The sequence below is a fragment of the Burkholderia sp. YHN3-13 genome (genome assembly GCF_055810675.1).
On the sequence record NZ_JBVVNQ010000084.1, the window covers coordinates 1 to 824 of the forward strand.

The 824-nt window shown below is 68.6% G+C and carries 1 protein-coding gene; it reads left to right on the forward strand.

Annotated elements, in window-relative coordinates:
- Positions 1 to 824 (forward strand): acyl-CoA dehydrogenase family protein (locus AC0KUR_RS37985; protein ID WP_473377404.1); only part of this gene is annotated, 824 nt, incomplete at both ends.

Genomic DNA, 824 nt, shown 5'->3' on the forward strand with positions numbered 1-824 from the left:
GGCGAATGGACCGGCACGATGAACCTGACCGAGCCGCAGGCGGGCTCCGACCTCGCGCTGGTGCGCTCGCGCGCCGAGCCGCAGGGCGACGGCACGTACAAGGTGTTCGGCACGAAGATCTTCATCACGTGGGGCGAGCACGACATGGCGGACAACATCGTCCACCTGGTGCTGGCGCGCACGCCGAACGCGCCGGAAGGCGTGAAGGGCATCTCGCTGTTCATCGTGCCGAAGTTCATGGTCAACGCGGACGGGTCGCTGGGCGCGCGCAACGACGTGCACTGCGTGTCGATCGAGCACAAGCTCGGGATCAAGGCGAGCCCGACGGCGGTGCTGCAGTACGGCGATCACGGCGGGGCGATCGGTTACCTCGTGGGCGAGGAGAACCGCGGCCTCGAATACATGTTCATCATGATGAACGCGGCGCGCTTCGGCGTCGGGATGCAGGGGATCGGCGTGGCGGACCGCGCATACCAGAAGGCGGCGGCATTCGCGAAGGAGCGCGTGCAGAGCCGCCCGGTGGACGGCTCGGCCAGGCAGTCGGTGACGATCATCCATCACCCGGACGTGCGGCGGATGCTCGGCACGATGCGCGCGCTGACCGAAGGCGCGCGGGCGCTGGCGTACGTGGCGGCGTCGCACAGCGACATGGCCCACCGCCATGCGGACGAGGCGACGCGGGCGCGTCATCAGGCGATCTACGAGTATCTGGTGCCGGTGGTGAAGGGCTGGAGCACGGAGATGGTGAACGACGTGGCGAGCCTGGGCGTGCAGGTGCACGGCGGGATGGGCTTCATCGAGGAGACGGGCGCGGCGCAGTACTA